This is a genomic window from Pseudomonas sp. (assembly GCF_035277045.1).
Taxonomy (GTDB): domain Bacteria; phylum Pseudomonadota; class Gammaproteobacteria; order Pseudomonadales; family Pseudomonadaceae; genus Aquipseudomonas.
Genome location: NZ_DATELE010000167.1, coordinates 91,514 through 110,385, shown reverse-complemented (window position 1 = coordinate 110,385; position 18,872 = coordinate 91,514). Strand labels below are relative to the sequence as shown.

Sequence of the window (18,872 nt, the reverse complement as noted above, 5' to 3'; positions counted from 1 at the left end):
GTCGCACGGCTGTCTATGCGCCTTTTCTTCTTAGCTTAGAAGTATAGGCAAACAACCGTGCCAGGGCATTCGCAGGCGATGACTGAGCAGTTCGGTATCACTTGTGGGACGGATGTCCAGAAACGACATTCATCGGTGTCACCGACAACCGCAGCGTCGCAGATGGAGTCGTGCGTGGGCGGGCGCGCCAAAAGGTGGCATGCCCGCCATGAAGGGGCGAAAACAGCGCAGTGTTCAGCACTCGATGACGCTGACGGCCAGGCCGCCGCGGGAGGTTTCCTTGTACTTGTCGTGCATGTCGGCACCGGTGTCGCGCATGGTGCGGATCACCTGGTCGAGGGAGATGAAGTGCTCGCCATCGCCGCGCAGCGCCATCTGCACCGCGTTGATCGCCTTGACCGCGGCGATCGCGTTGCGCTCGATGCAGGGCACCTGGACCAGGCCGCCGACGGGGTCGCAGGTCAGGCCGAGGTTGTGCTCCAGGCCGATTTCGGCGGCATTCTCCAGTTGCTCTGGGGTAGCGCCGAGGATTTCAGCCAGCCCCGCCGCCGCCATCGCGCAGGCCGAGCCGACTTCACCTTGGCAGCCGACTTCGGCTCCCGAGATGGAGGCGTTCTTCTTGCACAGGATGCCGACCGCCGCCGCGCCGAGGAAGAAGTCGACCACGTGGTCCTCGGACACCTCGTCGCTGAAGCGCATGTAGTAATGCAGGACCGCGGGAATGATCCCGGCCGCGCCATTGGTCGGCGCGGTGACCATGCGCCCGCCGGCGGCGTTTTCCTCGTTGACCGCCAGGGCGAACAGGTTGACCCACTCCATGGCGCTCAGGGTCGAGCCGATCACGTTGGGCTTGCCCAGTTCCTGCAGGCTGCGGTGCAGCTTGGCCGCGCGCCTGCGAACGTTCAGCCCGCCTGGCAGGATGCCTTCGTACTTCAGGCCGTTTTCGACGCACTCCTGCATCGCCTTCCAGAGCTTGAGCAGACCCGCGCGGATCTCTTGCTCGCTGCGCCAGACCTTCTCGTTCTCCATCATCAATTGCGCCACGCGCAGGTCGTTTTTCTTGCACAGCCGCAGCAGCTCGGCGGCGCTGCTGAAATCGTACGGCAATACGGTGTTGTCGGCGTCCAGCACGCCGCTGGCCGCCTGGGCGGCGTCGACCACGAAGCCGCCGCCGACCGAGTAGTAGGTGTCGCTGTGCAGCTCGTCCTGCTCGCCGAAGGCCACCAGTGTCATGGCGTTGGGGTGGTAGGGCAGGTTCTCGTCCAGCAACAGCATGTCGCGGGCCCAGACGAAGCTGACCGGCAGACGGCCGTCGAGCAGCAGGGTGTCGGTTTCACGCAGGTCGGCGATACGCGGGGTGATCTGGGTCGGGTCGATGGAGTCGGGCCACTCCCCCATCAGGCCCATGATCACGGCATTGTCGCTGCCGTGGCCGACGCCGGTCGCCGAGAGCGAGCCGTACAGGCGTACTTCGATGCGCCGGACCTGCTCCAGCTCGCCCCGCTCGCGCAGGCCCTGGACGAACAGGGCGGCGGCGCGCATGGGTCCGACGGTGTGTGAACTGGAAGGCCCGACACCGATCTTGAACAGGTCGAACACGCTGATGGCCATTGTCGAATCACCTCTTGTTGGGCTTGTCTCCCCGCCTGCGGCGAGGGGGGGCGAAGCTGCTAGGCTAAAAAAGCAGTCCGCCGCGAATGCACGCATCATCAGCCTTTTGCCAGCGCACCCGACGTCTGCAACCGACGTACTTTTGTCCGCCTACGCCGCACGCGAACGGCCTTCCGAGCGCCGTTTTCATGCAGCCGCGCGCCGCAAAAGCGGCTCCCTGGTGGTGGAAAAACCTGTATGCGACATCGCCTACGCTGGATGCGACCCGTCCTGTACTGGATACGACCCACCCCGTATGCGTTTGCCCAATGCTGGTAGATGATCGAAGCGACTCGATTGCACGGCCCCGATCCTGCTGCCCGGCAGGATCCGCCGACCGATGCGCCTCATAAAGCACGGCGGCCCGGGACATCCGAAAAAAAATCCAAGGAGTCCATCCATGAAAGGTTCACCCTCGCTGTTGCTGGCCGCCCTACTGAGTGCGCCGCTACTGGCCCAGGCTGCAGAACCCAAGCAGTGCCACACGGTCAACTTTTCAGACGTCGGCTGGACCGATATCACCGTGACCACCGCTGTGACCAGCGTCGTCCTCGAAGCACTTGGCTACAAGACCCGCACCACCATGATCTCGGTGCCGGTGACGTACAAGTCGCTGGCCGACGGCAAGAACATGGACGTTTTCCTCGGCAACTGGATGCCGACCATGGAAAACGACATCAAGCAGTACCGCGACGCGGGCACCGTGGACACGGTGCGCGCCAACCTCGAGAACGCCAAGTACACCCTCGCCGTGCCCCAGGCCTTGTACGACAAGGGCCTGAAAAACTTCGCCGACATTCCCAAGTTCAAGAAGGAACTCGACGGCAAGATCTACGGCATCGAGCCGGGCAACGACGGCAACCGCACCATCCAGAGCATGATCGACAAGAACGCCTTTGGCCTGAAGGAAGCCGGCTTCAAGGTGGTCGAGTCCAGCGAGGCCGGGATGCTCTCGCAGGTCGATCGCGCGCAGCGTCGTGGTACCGACGTGGTGTTCCTGGGCTGGGAACCGCACCCGATGAACAAGCGTTTCAAGATGCAATACCTGTCCGGTGGGGACGATTTCTTCGGTCCCGACTTCGGCAAGGCGACCGTCCTGACCAATACCCGCAAGGGCTATGTCGAGGAATGCAGCAACGTGGGCCAGTTGCTGAAGAACCTGTCGTTTACCCTGGACATGGAAAGCACCCTGATGGGCAACGTCCTAGACGAAAAGATGAAGCCCGATGCCGCCGCCGAGGCGTGGCTCAAGAAGAACCCGCAGGTACTGGACACCTGGCTGACCGGGGTAACGACCGTGGATGGCAAACCCGGACTGGAGGCGGCCAAGGCCAAGTTGACGCAGTAGCAGCAAGCACGCCCCGGAGCCGGACCGTGCCGGCCCCGGGCTGACTTCAATCTTTGCAGGTGGAAGCTCGCTATCATGCTTATCGATCAAAAAATACCACTGGGCCAGTACATTGCGGCCTTTGTCGACTGGTTGACGCAAAACGGCGCCGACTACTTCGACGCCATCGCCCAAGGGCTGGAGTTCATGATTCATGCGGTGACCGGCGCGCTGACCTGGTTCAACCCGTTCGTGCTCACCGCCCTGATCGCCGCGCTCGCTCACTTCATCCAGCGCAAGTGGGCGCTGACCGCGTTCTGCGCCCTCTCCTTTCTACTGATCTACAACCTGGGCTACTGGCAGGAGACCATGGAAACCCTCGCCCAAGTGATGTTTGCGACCTTTGTCTGCGTGGCCATCGGCGTGCCGCTGGGCATCGTCGCCGCGCACAAGCCGATGTTCTACACCGCCATGCGCCCGGTGCTCGACCTGATGCAGACGGTGCCGACCTTCGTCTACCTGATCCCCACCCTGACCCTGTTCGGCCTGGGCGTGGTGCCGGGGCTGATCTCCACGGTGGTGTTCGCCATCGCCGCGCCCATCCGCCTGACCTACCTGGGCATCTGCGACGTGCCGCAAGAGCTGCTCGACGCGGGCAAGGCTTTTGGCTGCTCGCGGCGCCAACTGCTGTCGCGCATCGAGTTGCCGCACGCCATGCCGAGCATCGCGGCCGGCGTGACCCAATGCATCATGCTGTCGCTGTCGATGGTGGTGATCGCGGCCCTGGTGGGCGCCGATGGCCTGGGCAAACCCGTGGTCAACGCACTGAACACGGCCGATATCGCCCTGGGCTTCGAAGCTGGCCTGGCGATCGTGCTGCTGGCGATCATGCTCGACCGTATCTGCAAGCAACCGGATGTAACGGTAAGGGGTGAAGCATGAGCATCATTCGCTTCGAGGACGTAGACGTCATCTTTTCCAACCGCCCTCGCGAGGCCCTGAGCCTGCTCGACCAAGGCATGACCCGCGAGCAGATCCTGAAGAAGACCGGGCTGGTGGTGGGCGTCGAAAAGGCCAACCTGGATATCAACAAAGGCGAGATCTGCGTGTTGATGGGTCTGTCGGGCTCGGGCAAGTCGAGCCTGCTGCGTTGCATCAACGGCCTCAACACGGTCAGCCGCGGCAAGCTGTTCGTCGAGCATGAGGGCTCGCACATCGATATTGCCCACTGCACCCCGGCCGAGCTGAAGATGATGCGCACCAAGCGCATCGCCATGGTGTTCCAGAAGTTCGCCCTGATGCCCTGGCTGACGGTGCGCGAGAACATCAGCTTTGGTCTGGAGATGCAGGGCCGGCCCGAGAAGGAACGGCGCAAGCTGGTGGACGAGAAGCTGGAGCTGGTGGGCCTGATGCAGTGGCGCAACAAGAAGCCCGACGAGCTGTCTGGCGGCATGCAGCAGCGGGTCGGTCTGGCGCGCGCGCTGGCGATGGACGCCGATATCCTGCTGATGGATGAGCCTTTCTCGGCGCTCGACCCGCTGATCCGCCAGGGTTTGCAGGACGAGTTGCTGGAGCTGCAACGCAAGTTGAGCAAGACCATCGTGTTCGTCAGCCATGACCTGGACGAGGCCCTGAAACTCGGTAGCCGCATCGCGATCATGAAGGACGGCCGGATCATCCAGTACAGCAAGCCCGAGGAAATCGTGCTCAACCCGGCCGACGAGTATGTGCGCACGTTCGTGGCCCACACCAACCCGCTCAACGTGCTGTGTGGCCGCAGCCTGATGCGCACGCTGGACCAGTGCAAGCGGATCAACGGCTCGGTGTGTCTCGACCCGGGTGGCGATTCGTGGATCGACCTGGCCGAAGGCAACACCATCAAGGGCGCGCGTCAGGGCGTCAACGGCCTGGACCTGCAGAACTGGGCGCCGGGGCAGGCCGTGGAAGCCTTGGGTCGCAAGCCGACCTTGGTGAATGCCGACATCGGCATGCGCGATGCGCTGCAGATCAGGTATCAGACGGGGAACAAGCTGGTGTTGCAGGAGGGGAATTCGGTGGTGGGGATTCTGGGGGACAGCGAGCTGTATCACGCGTTGCTGGGCAAGAATCACGGGTGAGGACAGGGCCGCTTCGCGGCCCATCGCGGGACAAGCCCGCTCCCACAGGTTGCCCATGCACCCTGGCATCTCCCACAGAGAAATGAGCTGCACCCAGGAGTTGGATACCTATCCAATTCCTGGGGCTGTGGCGGTATCTCCCACAGAGAAATGAGCTGCCCCTGGAGTTGGATACGCATCCAACTCCAGGGGCAATGCAGTTCCTGTGGGAGCGGGCTTGTCCCGCGATCGGCCGCAAAGCGGCCGCAGACTCACGCGATCAGCGCACCACAATCCCACGCTGTGCCATGTAGGCCTTGGCCTCTGGCACGGTGTACTCGCCGAAATGGAAGATGCTCGCCGCCAGCACCGCGCTGGCATGCCCTTCCAGAATCCCGTCCGCCAGGTGCTGCAAGTTGCCCACGCCACCGGACGCAATCACCGGAATGCCCAGCGCATCGCTGATCGCCCGGGTAACACCCAGGTCGAACCCGCTCTTCATGCCATCCTGGTCCATGCTGGTCAGCAGGATCTCGCCCGCCCCCAGCCCTTCCATCTTCCTGGCCCACTGCACGGCGTCCAGCCCGGTCGGCTTGCGCCCGCCATGGGTGAAGATCTCCCAGCGCGGTTCTTCGCCCGGCGCCGAAACCTTCTTGGCGTCGATCGCGACGACGATGCACTGCGAGCCGAACCGGTCGGCCGCCTCGCCCACGAACTCGGGGTTGAACACCGCGGCCGTGTTGATCGACACCTTGTCGGCACCGGCGTTGAGCAGGTTGCGGATGTCTTGCACGGTGCGCACGCCGCCGCCCACGGTCAGCGGGATGAACACCTGGCTGGCCATGCGCTCGACGGTATGCAGCGTGGTGTCACGGCCATCGACGCTGGCGGTGATGTCGAGAAAGGTAATCTCGTCGGCACCCTGCTCGTCATAGCGGCGAGCGATTTCCACCGGGTCGCCGGCATCGCGGATGTTCTCGAACTTGACGCCCTTGACCACCCGGCCGTTGTCCACGTCCAGGCAAGGGATGATGCGTTTTGCCAGCGCCATGCGGGAGTCCTCAGCCTTTGTAGGCATCGCAGAAGGCCTGGGCCTCGGCGACGTCCAGGGTGCCTTCGTAGATCGCGCGGCCGGTGATGGCGCCGACGATGCCAGGCGCCTTGGCGTCCAGCAGGGCCTTGATGTCACCCAGGTTGTGGATGCCACCGGAGGCGATCACCGGAATGCGCGTGGCTTCGGCCAGGGCCTTGGTGAAGGGCACGTTGCAGCCCTGCATCATGCCGTCCTTGGCGATGTCGGTGTAGACGATCGCCGAGACCCCATCGGCCTCGAAACGCTTGGCCAGGTCGATGACCTGCACCGAGCTGACTTCGGCCCAGCCGTCGGTGGCGACGAAGCCATCCTTGGCATCCAGGCCGACGATGACCTTGCCCGGGAACGCGCGGCAGGCTTCGGCGACGAACTCAGGCTCCTTGACCGCCTTGGTGCCGATGATCACGTAGCTGACGCCGGCCTTGACGTAGTGCTCGATGGTTTCCAGCGAGCGGATGCCGCCGCCGATCTGGATCGGCAGGGTGGGATAGCGCTTGGCGATGGCGGTGACCACTTCGCCGTTGACCGGCTGGCCTTCGAAGGCGCCGTTGAGGTCAACCAGGTGCAGGCGGCGGCAGCCACCTTCGACCCACTTGGCGGCCATGCTCACCGGGTCATCGGAGAACACCGTGGAGTCTTCCATGCGGCCCTGGCGCAGGCGCACGCAGGCACCGTCCTTGAGATCGATAGCGGGGATAATCAGCATCTTCTGAACCTGTCTAATCGGTAAGCTGCGATGCTCGGGAAGTCAGGGCTTCTCGAGCGCCCACAGGTCGCTTTCGATGCTCTCGAACCGCTCCTTGAGGTGCAGCTGAACATCGGCAATCGCCCTGTTGTAGTAATGCGGTGCAATGTCCTTGCTGAACAGGTCGAGCACCTCGGCCACCTCGAACGAGCCCAGTTGCAGCTCGAAACGGTCTTCGAGAAACCGCTTCAAGGTATCGAGCGCCTCGCGCTCCTGCTCCGGGGCGAGGGTAATGACGGGGGCCTTGGCTTTCGACCGGCTCATCACCAGCGCCCGTCCCAGGCGATGAAGTTCTGCAGCAGCTGCAGGCCGTGGGTGTGGCTCTTCTCGGGGTGGAACTGCACGGCGAAGCGCGAGCCCTCGGCCAGCGCCGCGGCGAAGTCGACGCCGTAATGACCGCGCCCGACCACCTGGCCCGGCTTGCCGGCGTTGATGTAGTAGCTGTGCACGAAGTAGAAGCGCGCGCGGTCCGGGATGTCGTGCCACAGCGGGTGATCGACGGCACGGGCGACTTCGTTCCAGCCCATGTGCGGCACCTTGAGGTGCTCGCCGTCTTCGACAAGGTCCTTGCCGAAGAACTTCACCTGGCCGGGGAACAGACCGATGCAGTCGACGCCGTCGTTTTCCTCGCTGCGGTCGAGCAACGCCTGCATGCCGACGCAGATGCCGAGGAACGGACGGTCCTGGCTGACTTCACGCACCAGGCTGTCGAAGCCCAGGCGGCGGATCTCGGCCATGCAGTCGCGAATCGCGCCTACACCGGGGAAGACCACGCGGTCGGCCTCGCGGATGACCGCGGCGTCGCTGGTCACCAGCACCTTGCCGGCACCCACGTGCTCCAGGGCCTTGGCCACCGAGTGCAGGTTGCCCATGCCATAGTCGATAACGGCTACTGTCTGCATTACAGGCAACCCTTGGTCGATGGCATCTGGCCAGCCATGCGCTCATCGCGCTCGATGGCCATGCGCAAGGCGCGGCCGAAGGCCTTGAACACCGTCTCGATCTGGTGGTGGGTGTTGTGGCCGCGCAGGTTGTCGATGTGCAGGCTCACCAGGGCGTGGTTGACGAAACCCTGGAAGAATTCCTGGAACAGGTCGACGTCGAAGCCGCCGACCGAGGCGCGGGTGTAGGGCACGTGCATCTGCAGGCCGGGACGGCCGGAGAAGTCGATGACCACGCGCGACAGCGCTTCGTCCAGCGGGACGTAGGCGTGGCCGTAGCGGAAGATGCCTTTCTTGTCGCCGATGGCCTGGGCGAACGCCTGGCCCAGGGTGATGCCCACGTCCTCAACGGTATGGTGATCGTCGATGTGCAGGTCGCCCTTGCACTCGATGTCCAGATCGATGAGCCCGTGGCGGGCGATCTGATCGAGCATGTGTTCGAGGAAAGGTACACCGATATCAAATCGGGCCTTGCCAGTGCCATCCAGGTTGATCGAGGCCTTGACCTGGGTTTCCAGGGTGTTGCGCTCGACGTAAGCCTTACGTTCGACCATCACCAGCTCCGCAAAATCATTGGGCGAAAAGGGCATCATTATAGGCCCAGAACCGCCCGGCTTGAAACGCGGATGACATATGGCAGGCAGAAATGTCACTAGAAGGACATTGCGGTGTCGAATTTCGCAATACCGCTGTGTCAGGGCCGGCCTCTTCGCTGGCAAGCCAGCTCCCACAGGTATAGCGCCAGTCTTGAGAGCAGCGTCGTTCCTGTGGGAGCTGGCTTGCCAGCGAAGAGGCCGGCCCATGACACAGCAAGTGCATGGGCGGCAGCGCCTGAATAAAAGGCGCCGCCACGCTCAGGTCAGTGGAACAACACCGCCGTCTTCTGCAGGGTCACCCAGATGCCCCACGCCAGCGGAATCCCCACCGCCAGCCAGGCCGCGACCGCCAGCGGCACGCTGCCCGGGGCCGCTTTCCATTGCAGCGACTGGCTGCCATCGGCGCCCTTGTCGTGGCTCAGGGCGCGTTCGGCCGCAAGCTCGGCGTCGGTCATGAAGTGCTTGTCGGCCACCGGACGCACCAGGGCGTTGCAGATGAAGCCCAGCACCAGCAGGCCGGCCAGGATGTACAAGGTGATGTCGTAGGCCGCCGCCCGCTCCACGCCCAGCGCCAGCTGGTACTCGCGCAGGTAGGTGATCAGCACCGGGCCAAGCACGCCCGCCGCGGCCCAGGCTGTCAGCAGCCGGCCATGGATCGCGCCGACCATCTGGGTACCGAACAGGTCGGCCAGGTATGCCGGCACGGTGGCGAAACCGCCGCCGTACATCGACAGGATGATGCAGAACGCCGCGACGAACAGCGCCACGTTGCCCAGGTGGCCCATGTTCGGCACCAGCGAATACAGCGCCACGCCCAGGGCGAAAAAGGCGAAGTAGGTGTTCTTGCGGCCGATGTAGTCAGAGAACGATGCCCAGAAGAACCGGCCGCCGATGTTGAACAGGCTCAGCAAGCCAGTGAAGCCTGCCGCGATCGCAGCGATCTGCCCCAGCTGCGTGGCGTTCAGCTCGCTGAAGCTCAGCTCGTTGCCCAGCAGCTTGCCGGCGAACACTTCCTGCAGCAGGGGCGAGGCCATGCCCAGGATACCGATGCCGGCCGAGACGTTCAGGCACAGCACCAGCCAGATCAGCGCGAACTGCGGGGTTTTCCAGGCAACGCTGACATGCACGTGGCGGCTGGTGATCATGGTGTTGGCCTTTTTCACCGCAGGTATCCAGCCCTCGGGCTTCCAGCCGGTCGGCGGCACGCGGTAGGCCAGGGCGCCACCGGTCATGAACACGAAGTAGATCAGCGCCATCACCACGAAGCTCTGCCACACGCCGACTTCACCGGCGCTCGAGAAATGCCCCATCAGCGCCGTCGCCAGCGGTGCGCCGACCATGGCGCCGCCACCGAAGCCCATGATCGCCATGCCGGTGGCCATGCCGCGCTTGTCCGGGAACCACTTGATCAGCGTCGAAACTGGCGAAATGTAGCCCAGCCCCAGGCCGATCCCCCCGATCACCCCCGAGCCCAGCCACATCAGCCACAGCTGGTGGGTGTACACCCCCAGCGCCGAAATCAGCAGGCCGCCGCACCAGCACAGCGCCGACACCAGGCCGGCCTTGCGCGGACCCGCATGCTCCAGCCAGCCGCCGAGGACCGCGGCCGAGCAGCCGAGGAAGACGAAGAACAGCGTGTAGATCCAGCTCAGCATGGAGATCTGCCAGTCGCAGTCGGCGCTGAACAGGCGAGCGATAAAGCCCATGTCCGGCGCGCAGGCCACCGACGAGCTGATGCCGATTGCCTGGGACAACGGCAGCCAGAACACCGAGAACCCGTAGGCCATGCCGATGCACAGGTGGATGGCCAGGGCGGCCGGCGGTACCAGCCAGCGGTTGAAGCCCGGCCGGGCGATGATGCGCTCCTTCGACAGGAAGCCAGGCGCTGTCGCGACGGCCCCCGCCGTGATACTGCTGTTCATGAGGATTTATCCTTTGTAGGTGTAGGCATGACTCTGGACGTGATGCCCGGCTCTTGTGGGTGCACACAGGCACAAACCCGGCCGTTCTCGGCAAATTCCGCGACAATAGGCCGCAGTAGCTCCAAAAGCGGCGCAAGATTAGCACTTGCGCGGGCCAATGGAAGCATTCTGATACTGTTGTTTTTTCGACAGCTGCCGTGGTGCCTTTCCTGGGAAGCTTGCCAGCAATGCGCTGGCCGGATACTCAGCGACCAACGTCACGGCGCTATACTCTGCCGCTGAATTTTTGAATCGGACTACAAGGACTCGCCCATGAAAGCGTTCGGCAAAATCCTGGGGCTAGGGCTTCTCGGGTTGTTGCTGATCATCGTGGCTCTGGGCTTTGCCCTGACCCACCTTTTCGATCCCAACGACTACAAAGACGAGATTCGCCAGCTGGCGCGCGACAAGGCACACGTCGAGCTGACCCTTAACGGCGACATCGGCTGGAGCCTGTTCCCCTGGCTGGGCCTGGAGCTGCACGAAGCCAGCATCGCCACCCTGAACAACCCACAGGCTCCCTTCGCCGACCTGCAGATGCTGGGCCTGTCGGTACGCGTGCTGCCGCTGCTGCGCCGTGAGGTGCAGATGAGCGATGTACGCGTCGAAGGGCTGAACCTGGTCCTGAACCGCGACGAAAACGGTCATGGCAACTGGGAAGACATCGGCAAGCCGCTGCCAGCCAAGAATGCGGATGGCACGCCGGCGGCCCCCGAAGCGGGCACCGCGCAAGCGCCAGGCCAGCAGGAAAGCGCCAAGGAGCGCGCGGTCAAGCTGGACATTGACAGCCTCACCGTCAACAACGCCCGGGTGCAGTACACCGATGCCAGGAGCGGCCAGAGCCTGAGCGCCGAGAGCATCCAGCTCAGCGCCGGCGCCGTGCATGAAGGCACCAATATCCCGGTGAAGATGACCGCCTTCTTCACGCTCGGCCAGCCGAGCCTGCGCACCCGCACCGAGCTCAACGGCGAGCTGCGCTTCGACCGCAGGCTCAAGCGCTACAACTTCGAAGACATGCGCCTGGCCGGCGAGGCCTCGGGCGAGCCGTTGGCGGGCAAGACCATGACCTTCGCCGCCCAGGGCCAGTTGCTGGTCGACCTGGCCGCCAACGTCGCCGAATGGAACGGCCTGAAGATCTCCGCCAACCAGCTGCGCGCCCTTGGCGAGCTGAACGTGCGTGATCTCGACAAGGCGCCGCAGCTCAGCGGTGGCCTGTCGATAGCCCAGTTCGACCTGCGTGCCTTCCTCGACAGCATCGGCCATCCGCTGCCCGCCACCGCCGATCCCGCCGCGCTGGGCAAGGTGGAAATGGTCAGCCGCCTGCAAGGCACCTCGAACAGCCTGGCGCTCGAAGACCTGGCCGTGAAGGTCGACGACAGCACCTTCAGCGGCCGCGTTGCCATCGAAGACTTCGCCAGACAAGCGCTGCGCGTGCAGCTCAAGGGTGACCGGTTCGATGCCGACCGCTACCTGCTGGCCAAGAGCGAGGAAGCCAAAGGCGCCACCGCCGCCCGCCAGGCCGAGGTCAAGCAGCAGGAAGCCAGCGCCGTCGCCGCGCCAAGCTCCACCCCGCTGCCGACCGCGCCCACCCAGGTTGCCTGGAGCACCGACAAGCTGCTGCCGGTCGACCGCCTGCGCCAGCTCGACCTGCAGGCCGACCTGAGCTTCGGCGCGCTGACCCTGACCAAGCTGCCGATCACCGACGCCAGCCTCAAGGCCCAGGGCCAAGGTGGCCTGATCACCCTCGAGACCCTGCGTGGCGGCCTGTACAACGGCACGTTCGAGGCCCACGGCAATCTCGACGTGCGCCCTGCGGTGCCGCAGGTCGGCGTGACCACGGCCATCAAGCGCGTGCCGGTCGAGCATTTCATCAAGACCGATGACGCCACGCAGACCCCGCCGGTGAAGGGCCTGCTGACCCTGTCCAGCGCGCTGACCGCCACCGGCAACAGCCAGAAAGCCCTGATCGACACCCTGAACGGCAATGCCAGCTTCATCATCAACGATGGCGTGCTGGTCAACGCCAACCTCGAGCAGCAGCTGTGCCAGGCCATCGCCACGCTCAACCGCAAGCAGCTCAGCGGCGAGCCACGCGGCAAGGACACGCCGTTCCAGGAGCTCAAGGGCAGCCTGGTGATTCGCAATGGCGTAGCCAGCAACCCCGACCTCAAGGCGCGCATTCCGGGCCTGGCGGTCACAGGCGAGGGCGACCTCGACCTGCGGGTGCTGGGCATGGACTACCGCGTCGGCGTGGAAGTCGAAGGCGACAAGCGCGAGATGCCCGACCCGGCCTGCCAGGTCAACGAGCGCTACGTTGGCGTCGCGCTGCCATTGCGCTGCCGCGGGCCGCTGGAGCTCGGCGCCAAGGCGTGCCGCCTCGACCAGGAAGGCCTGGGCAAGGTGGCGGCCAAGGTCGCCGGCAACCGTCTTAACGAAAAACTCAACGAGAAGATCGACGAAAAGCTTGGGGATAAAGTCAGCCCCGAGCTCAAGGACGCGCTCAAGGGGCTGTTCAAGCGATGAGTCCCGAGCAGTTCTCCAGCGCCGTGCTGGACTGGTTTGACCGTCACGGCCGTCACGATCTGCCCTGGCAACAGGGCATCAACCCGTATCGGGTGTGGGTCTCCGAGATCATGCTGCAGCAGACTCAGGTGAGCACCGTGCTCAACTACTTCGACCGCTTCATGCAGGCCCTGCCCACCGTGCAGGCCCTGGCCGAAGCGCCGGAGGACGAAGTGCTGCACCTGTGGACCGGGCTGGGCTACTACACCCGCGCCCGCAACCTGCAAAAAGCCGCGAAGATCGTCGTCGAACAGCATGGCGGCGAATTCCCCCGCAGCGTCGAGCAACTGACCGAGCTGCCGGGTATCGGCCGCTCCACCGCGGGCGCCGTGGCCAGCATCAGCATGGGCATCCGCGCGCCGATCCTCGACGGCAACGTCAAGCGCGTGCTGGCCCGTTACACCGCCCAGGAGGGCTACCCCGGCGAGCCCAAGGTGGCCAACGCGCTCTGGGCCAACGCCGAGCGCTTCACGCCCCACACCCGCGCCAACCACTACACCCAGGCCATGATGGACCTGGGCGCCACCCTCTGCACCCGCAGCAAGCCCAGTTGCCTGCTGTGCCCGCTGCAGAGCGGCTGCGAGGCGCACATGCTCGGCCTTGAGACCCGCTACCCGGTGCCCAAGCCGCGCAAGGTGCTGCCACAGAAGCGCACGCTGATGCCGCTGCTCGCCAACCATGAAGGCGCCATCCTGCTTTACCGGCGCCCTTCCAGCGGTCTCTGGGGTGGCTTGTGGAGCCTGCCAGAGCTCGACAGCCTCGAGCAGCTCGACGATCTCGCCGTCCAGCACGGCGTACGCCTTGCGGGCAGCCAGGCCCTGGACGGCCTCACCCACACCTTCAGCCACTTCCAGCTGGCCATCGAGCCCTGGCTGGTGCGCGTCGACCCCGTCGGCCAGCACGTGGCCGAGCCCGACTGGCTCTGGTATAACCTCGCCACCCCGCCGCGCCTGGGCCTCGCCGCCCCGGTCAAGAAACTGCTCAAACGCGCGGCCGATGAACTGATTGGAGAGCCGCAATGACCCGCACCGTACTGTGCCGCAAATACAACGAACAACTCCCCGGCCTCGAGCGCCCACCGTACCCCGGCGCCAAGGGCCAGGACATCTACGAGCACATCTCGCAGAAGGCCTGGGCCGACTGGCAGAAGGAGCAGACCATGCTCATCAACGAGAAGCGCCTGAACATGATGAACGCCGAGGACCGCAAATTCCTTCAGGGCGAGATGGACAAGTTCTTCTCCGGCCAGGCGTTTGAACAGGCCGAAGGCTACGTGCCGCCGAGCGAATGACCCCGTAAAACCGTAAGCGACGGAATTAATTTAAGAAATTTTCAAAAAGTCGTTGACGCAAACCTGAAAAAGCCTTTTAATGCGCCCCGTTGCCCAGATAGCTCAGTCGGTAGAGCAGAGGATTGAAAATCCTCGTGTCGGCGGTTCGACTCCGTCTCTGGGCACCAAAACAAATGAAACCCCTGAATCGAAAGATTCAGGGGTTTTTTGTTTGCGCCCGGGAAATGCCAGTCTTGGGTTTCCCCGTCAACTGCGTTTCAATACCTCCCCTTTTCCGCTACCCCCAGGATTGCGCCCCATGGCCTCGAACACCAAACAACAGAAACGCGCCAAGCGCGCCGCCTCCAAGGCCAAGCAGAACCGCATGGTGCGCAGCGGGCAGGCGGTCAAGGCGAGCAGCGGCGAGAGCAGCAGCGTCGAGCAGGTGTTCAGCAAGGCGATGGAGTCGGACAGCTACAGCGAGCTGTTCGAGAAGATGAAGAAAGCCCAGGAAGGCGGGCTGGTGCCGATGATCTCGGTGTTCCTGGTCGACCCGCTGCTGACGCTGGTGCTCAAGGGTCACAAGGAAGAGCACGCCACCGACTACATCGTGCTGGTGTTCAATGCCTACCGCACCTGGCTCGACGGCGCGGATGAAGACACCACCATGGCGTGGCTGGAGAGCGATGAGTTCCAGGAAGCGTATGTGACCGCCTCGGAGAACGTCGCCAAGGTGCAGCAGGCGCAGAAGCAGTTTGGTTGATGGGATGAACTTGTATCCCTGAGTGCCTGCCAGTCTTGTAGTGACCTTTAGGTTTTGGGGCCGCTCCGCGGCCCAATCGCGGCACAAGGCACGCACACAGGTGCTCGGCTGCGCCGGGCACTGCTGCGTCTGGGACTGCGAAGCAGTCCCTTGTGGGAGCGCGCCTTGTGCCGCGATCGAGGGCAAAGCCCTCGCCGGGCCACATCACTGCCGCGTTGCGCGATGCCGGCAGGGAACATCAAACAACGTCCCCCTGACGAAAAAGGCCATGCCCCTCGCGGGACACGGCCTTTTTTCATATCACAAGCAATCAGCCATCCAGCGCAACCCGCCCCGCCGCCAGCTTCTCGCCCTTGCGCTTGCGCTGCACCAGCAGCCCCGCCGCCACCACACCAATGCTCAGCAACGCCGTGGCCACGATCTCCGCCCGGTGATCCGGACGAATCGCCATCACCACCAGCACCGCCACGATAAACGCGATGGTCGCCCAGGTCAGCCCGGGGAACAGCCACATCTTGAAGGCGATCTGCTCGCCCCGCTCCATGCGCTGACGGCGCATGCGCAGTTGCGAGATGGCGATCACCAGGTACACCAGCAGCGCGATCGCGCCGGAGCTGGCCAGCAGGAACTCGAACACCTGCGCAGGCGCCATGTAGTTGGCGATCACGGTCAGGAAGGCCGCGGCGGTCGACAGCAGTACCGCGACGTGCGGAGTGCCTGCCTTGGTGGTGCGCTGCGCAACGGCAGGCGCGTCACCACGCTTGCTCAGCGAGAACAGCATGCGCGAGGAGGTGTACAGCGCCGAGTTCAGGCAGCTGGTCACCGCGATCAGCACGACGATGTCGACGATCAGCTTCGCATTAGGCACGCCAATACGGCTCAGCACGGTCTGGTACGAACCGCCGGCGGCCAGGGCCGGGTCGTTCCATGGCACCAGGGCCACGACCAGGAAGATCGACACCAGGTAGAACAGGCAGATACGCCAGATAACCGAGTTGGTGGCCTTGGTGATCTGCTTGCCCGGATCCTTCGACTCGGCAGCGGCGATGGTGACGATCTCGGTCCCCATGAACGAGAACATGGTGGTCAGCATGGCCGCCAGCACGGCGCCCAGCCCGTTGGGCATGAAGCCCTGGGTATCGAACAGGTGGCTCGCCCCGCTGACCTGGCTGTTGGGCACAAAGCCGAACATGGCCGCGCAGCCAGCGACGATGAAGGCCACGATGGCCAGTACCTTGAGCAGCGCGAACCAGAACTCGAACTCGCCGTAGTTCTTGACGCTGAACAGGTTGGTGGCGGTCAACGCCAGGGTAATGACCAGGGTAAACACCCAGAAGTCCACGGCCGGGAACCAGGCATGCAGGATGGCCGCCGCGGCGTTCGCCTCAAGCGGGATCACCAGCACCCAGAACCACCAGTACAGCCAGCCAATGGTGAAGCCGGCCCAGTGACCGATGGCGCGGTCGGCATAGGTGGAGAACGAGCCGGTATCCGGCGAGGCAATGGCCATTTCGGCCAGCATGCGCATCACCAGCACCACCAGGGTACCGGCGGCGGCGTAGGCAAGGATGACTGCAGGACCGGCTTCGGCGATGGCATGGCCGGAACCGACGAACAGGCCGGCGCCAATCACGCCAGCAATGGACAGCATGGTCACATGCCGTTGCTTGAGCCCCTGAGCGAGGTCATTGGAATTGTGCGTACCGCTCATATAACTACCTTTGCAAGGAGTGGCTAGGTATCAGCTTGGACGGGGCGGCCGCCTGATCTGCAGGCACCGTCGAGTCCGGTCCGTCTAGCTGGCAATAACCGCGCCATTTGCAAAAACGCTTCGTCAGAAAGCCGTGCTTGCCGCGTACGTCAAGGCTTGCCGGGCATTCGGCCAGCGCTTGACCGAAAGGACACCAAAAGCGCTCATTACGGAAATACTCACTTACAAGTGCACCAAAGGTGCCCCTCGGTAACACCTGCGCACACAATAAGCGCAGAAAAAAGCGCAACCCGAAGGCGCAACTCCCCCGCGTTGAGCCTTGGCTCCAGGTGTTACCGGCCAAAAACGGCTGGCCAGTCACAGTCAAAGCTGGCACCATCGCGCCTTTTTTCATCAGGGTCCCAAGGCTGGGCAGACCGCGCCGCGGACATCCGCGCGACAGTCCACTGCAACGATGCGACAAGTGCCCTGCCATCCCCCAATTGCCCTAGTGACCCGGTTGGTTGTCATTGCGCCGCTATGCTAGCTTGGCGCTCGCCAGGAAGGCCGCCAACAGCTGGGATCGCACAGAACACATGAGGACCGCACATGGCCCAGGCCACGCCCGCGCTGGAAATCCGCAACCTGCACAAACGCTACGGCGAGCAGGAGATACTCAAAGGCATTTCGCTGACCGCGCGCGACGGTGACGTGATCTCCATCCTGGGATCGTCCGGCTCCGGCAAGTCCACCCTGCTGCGTTGCATCAACCTGCTGGAAAACCCCCATCAGGGCCAGATTCTTGTCGCCGGCGAAGAGCTCAAGCTCAAGCCCGCGAAAAACGGCGAGCTGTTCGCCGCCGACAACCGCCAGATCAATCGCCTGCGCAGCGAGATCGGCTTTGTCTTCCAGAACTTCAACCTGTGGCCGCACATGTCGATCCTCGACAACATCATCGAGGCGCCGCGCCGCGTGCTTGGCCAGAGCAAGGCCGAAGCCATCGAGCACGCCGAGGCGCTGCTGGCCAAGGTCGGCATCCACGACAAGCGCCACGTCTATCCGTCGCAGCTCTCCGGCGGCCAGCAGCAGCGTGCGGCCATCGCCCGTACCCTGGCCATGAAGCCCAAGGTCATCCTGTTCGACGAGCCGACCTCGGCCCTCGACCCGGAGATGGTCCAGGAAGTGCTTAACGTTATTCGCGCGCTCGCCGAAGAAGGGCGCACCATGCTACTGGTAACCCACGAAATGGGCTTTGCCCGTCAGGTGTCCAGCGAAGTCGTCTTCCTGCACCAGGGCCTGGTCGAGGAGCAAGGAACGCCGCAGCAGGTTTTCGAAAACCCGACCTCGGCGCGTTGTAAGCAATTCATGTCCAGCAACCGCTAACGGAGCAACACGCATGCAGACCTACAAGAAATTCCTCCTGGCAGCTGCCGCCACGCTGGTGTTCTCGGCCAACGCCATGGCCGCCGAAAAACTGCGCATGGGGATCGAGGCGGCCTACCCGCCGTTCAACAACAAGGATGCCAGCGGCCAGGTGGTCGGCTTCGACAAGGACATCGGCGACGCCCTGTGCGCGAAGATGAAGGTCGAGTGCAGCGTCGTCACGTCCGACTGGGACGGCATCATCCCGGCCCTGAACGCCAAGAAGTTCGACTTCCTGGTGTCGTCGCTGTCGATCACCGACGAGCGCAAGCAGGCCGTGGACTTCACCGACCGCTACTACTCCAACAAGCTGCAGTTCATCGCACCGAAAAACGTCGACTTCAAGACCGACAAGGACTCGCTCAAGGGCAAGTCCATCGGCACCCAGCGCGCCACCCTGGCCGGCACCTGGCTTGAAGACACCTACGGCTCCGACATCGACATCAAGCTGTACGACACCCAGGAAAACGCCTACCTGGACCTCACCTCGGGCCGCGTCGACGCCATCCTTGCCGACAAGTACGTCAACTACGACTGGCTCAAGACCGACGCTGGCAAGAACTACGAGTTCAAGGGCGAGCCTGTGGTCGAGAGCGACGAGATCGGCATCGCCGTGCGCAAGGGTGACGACGCGCTGCGCAACAAGCTCAACGCTGCCCTGAAAGAAATCATTGCCGACGGTACGTACAAGAAGATCAACGACAAGTACTTCCCGTTCAGCATCTATTGATTCGCCCCGACCGGCACCGCCGCGCG

The 18,872-nt window shown here is 63.8% G+C and carries 17 protein-coding genes and 1 tRNA gene; 10 read left to right on the top strand and 8 right to left on the bottom strand.

Features of this window, described 5'->3' with window-relative positions; all coding sequences use genetic code 11:
- Nucleotides 1-234 precede the first annotated feature (234 nt).
- Nucleotides 235-1,611 (bottom strand): L-serine ammonia-lyase, encoded by a 1,377-nt coding sequence (locus tag VJS90_RS08535; protein WP_324120953.1) that lies wholly within the window; start codon nucleotides 1,609-1,611, stop codon nucleotides 235-237.
- Between the two features lie 439 nt (nucleotides 1,612-2,050).
- Here VJS90_RS08535 and VJS90_RS08530 point away from each other — a divergent pair, with 439 nt between their 5' ends.
- From VJS90_RS08530 to choV, 3 genes are all read left to right on the top strand, one after another.
- Nucleotides 2,051-2,998, top strand: a complete 948-nt coding sequence (locus VJS90_RS08530) for a choline ABC transporter substrate-binding protein (RefSeq protein ID WP_324120951.1) — start codon at nucleotides 2,051-2,053, stop codon at nucleotides 2,996-2,998.
- Nucleotides 2,999-3,070: 72 nt separating this feature from the next.
- Entirely contained in the window at nucleotides 3,071-3,919 is an 849-nt protein-coding gene (gene choW / locus VJS90_RS08525) for a choline ABC transporter permease subunit (protein ID WP_324121008.1), read from the top strand.
- Nucleotides 3,916-5,094, top strand: coding sequence for a choline ABC transporter ATP-binding protein (choV, locus tag VJS90_RS08520; protein WP_324120949.1), 1,179 nt, complete (start codon nucleotides 3,916-3,918; stop codon nucleotides 5,092-5,094). The genes choW and choV overlap by 4 nt, the downstream gene beginning before the upstream one ends.
- 259 nt (nucleotides 5,095-5,353) lie before the next feature.
- On the opposite strand, the gene hisF is transcribed toward choV, so the two are convergent.
- The 6 genes from hisF to VJS90_RS08490 all read right to left on the bottom strand — a co-directional run bounded on the left by hisF (nucleotide 5,354) and on the right by VJS90_RS08490 (nucleotide 10,370).
- Complete coding sequence (gene hisF, locus VJS90_RS08515) at nucleotides 5,354-6,124, bottom strand: imidazole glycerol phosphate synthase subunit HisF (RefSeq protein WP_324120947.1); 771 nt, start codon at nucleotides 6,122-6,124, stop codon at nucleotides 5,354-5,356.
- Nucleotides 6,125-6,134: 10 nt separating this feature from the next.
- Nucleotides 6,135-6,872: a 1-(5-phosphoribosyl)-5-[(5-phosphoribosylamino)methylideneamino]imidazole-4-carboxamide isomerase gene (gene hisA, locus VJS90_RS08510; RefSeq protein ID WP_324120945.1), complete on the bottom strand. Its 738-nt coding sequence runs from the start codon at nucleotides 6,870-6,872 to the stop codon at nucleotides 6,135-6,137.
- A gap of 42 nt (nucleotides 6,873-6,914) precedes the next feature.
- Entirely contained in the window at nucleotides 6,915-7,175 is a 261-nt protein-coding gene (locus VJS90_RS08505) for a DUF2164 domain-containing protein (RefSeq protein ID WP_324120943.1), read from the bottom strand.
- Nucleotides 7,175-7,813 (bottom strand): imidazole glycerol phosphate synthase subunit HisH, encoded by a 639-nt coding sequence (gene hisH / locus VJS90_RS08500; RefSeq protein WP_324120941.1) that lies wholly within the window; start codon nucleotides 7,811-7,813, stop codon nucleotides 7,175-7,177. The genes VJS90_RS08505 and hisH overlap by 1 nt, the downstream gene beginning before the upstream one ends.
- The gene (gene hisB / locus VJS90_RS08495; protein ID WP_324120939.1) at nucleotides 7,813-8,406 is read right to left on the bottom strand and encodes an imidazoleglycerol-phosphate dehydratase HisB; all 594 of its coding nucleotides are present in this window, start codon (nucleotides 8,404-8,406) and stop codon (nucleotides 7,813-7,815) included. The genes hisH and hisB overlap by 1 nt, the downstream gene beginning before the upstream one ends.
- A 305-nt stretch (nucleotides 8,407-8,711) precedes the next feature.
- Nucleotides 8,712-10,370, bottom strand: coding sequence for an OFA family MFS transporter (locus VJS90_RS08490; RefSeq protein ID WP_324120937.1), 1,659 nt, complete (start codon nucleotides 10,368-10,370; stop codon nucleotides 8,712-8,714).
- Nucleotides 10,371-10,682: 312 nt separating this feature from the next.
- Between VJS90_RS08490 and VJS90_RS08485 the strand changes: the two genes are divergently transcribed.
- The 5 genes from VJS90_RS08485 (at nucleotide 10,683) to VJS90_RS08465 (ending at nucleotide 15,004) form a co-directional block, all read left to right on the top strand.
- Nucleotides 10,683-12,932, top strand: a complete 2,250-nt coding sequence (locus VJS90_RS08485; RefSeq protein ID WP_324120935.1) for an AsmA family protein — start codon at nucleotides 10,683-10,685, stop codon at nucleotides 12,930-12,932.
- On the top strand, nucleotides 12,929-13,993 hold the full coding sequence (gene mutY, locus VJS90_RS08480; protein WP_324120933.1) for an A/G-specific adenine glycosylase: 1,065 nt from the start codon (nucleotides 12,929-12,931) through the stop codon (nucleotides 13,991-13,993). Before VJS90_RS08485 ends, mutY begins: the two co-directional genes overlap by 4 nt.
- Nucleotides 13,990-14,262 (top strand): oxidative damage protection protein, encoded by a 273-nt coding sequence (locus tag VJS90_RS08475; RefSeq protein WP_324120932.1) that lies wholly within the window; start codon nucleotides 13,990-13,992, stop codon nucleotides 14,260-14,262. Before mutY ends, VJS90_RS08475 begins: the two co-directional genes overlap by 4 nt.
- A 91-nt stretch (nucleotides 14,263-14,353) precedes the next feature.
- Nucleotides 14,354-14,429 (top strand) — tRNA-Phe (locus tag VJS90_RS08470).
- Nucleotides 14,430-14,560: 131 nt separating this feature from the next.
- Nucleotides 14,561-15,004, top strand: a complete 444-nt coding sequence (locus VJS90_RS08465; RefSeq protein ID WP_324120931.1) for a hypothetical protein — start codon at nucleotides 14,561-14,563, stop codon at nucleotides 15,002-15,004.
- 310 nt (nucleotides 15,005-15,314) lie between these two features.
- On the opposite strand, the gene gabP is transcribed toward VJS90_RS08465, so the two are convergent.
- Nucleotides 15,315-16,715: a GABA permease gene (gabP, locus tag VJS90_RS08460; RefSeq protein WP_324120929.1), complete on the bottom strand. Its 1,401-nt coding sequence runs from the start codon at nucleotides 16,713-16,715 to the stop codon at nucleotides 15,315-15,317.
- Nucleotides 16,716-17,303: 588 nt separating this feature from the next.
- Between gabP and VJS90_RS08455 the strand changes: the two genes are divergently transcribed.
- Together VJS90_RS08455 and VJS90_RS08450 are read left to right on the top strand one after the other, a co-directional pair.
- Nucleotides 17,304-18,077: an ABC transporter ATP-binding protein gene (locus VJS90_RS08455; RefSeq protein WP_324120927.1), complete on the top strand. Its 774-nt coding sequence runs from the start codon at nucleotides 17,304-17,306 to the stop codon at nucleotides 18,075-18,077.
- 13 nt (nucleotides 18,078-18,090) lie between these two features.
- Nucleotides 18,091-18,846 (top strand): ABC transporter substrate-binding protein, encoded by a 756-nt coding sequence (locus tag VJS90_RS08450; protein ID WP_324120925.1) that lies wholly within the window; start codon nucleotides 18,091-18,093, stop codon nucleotides 18,844-18,846.
- Nucleotides 18,847-18,872: the final 26 nt, after the last annotated feature.